Source organism: Pseudomonas sp. FW305-28 (assembly GCF_017351395.1).
GTDB classification, from domain to species: Bacteria; Pseudomonadota; Gammaproteobacteria; order Pseudomonadales; family Pseudomonadaceae; genus Aquipseudomonas; species Aquipseudomonas fluorescens_AA.
This window is the reverse complement of the sequence record NZ_JACNDD010000319.1, coordinates 1-257: the sequence shown is the minus strand read 5'-3', so window position 1 is coordinate 257 and position 257 is coordinate 1. Positions and strand designations below refer to the sequence as shown.

The following is a 257-nucleotide window of genomic DNA, read 5'->3' as shown; positions in this document are numbered from 1 at the left end:
CGGTTCAATTGCGCCCAGCCGTAGAACTGGCAGGTGGCGAGTTCGACGAAGTCGGCCTCCAGGGCGATGCACAGCTCGATGATGCGGTCGATCTTGTCGATGTTGTGCCGGTGGGTCACGAAGTTCAGCACCATCGGATAGCCGTGGGCCTTCACCGCCCGGGCCATTTCCAGTTTTTGCGCGAAGGCTTTCTTCGAGCCGGCCAGGAGGTTGTTCACCTGCTCGTCGCTGGCCTGGAAACTGATCTGGATATGGTC

The 257-nt window shown here is 59.9% G+C and carries 1 pseudogene; it reads right to left on the bottom strand.

The window, feature by feature from the left end:
* A pseudogene (locus J4E53_RS30625) lies at positions 1-257 on the bottom strand (pyrroloquinoline quinone biosynthesis protein PqqE); the annotation flags it as partial.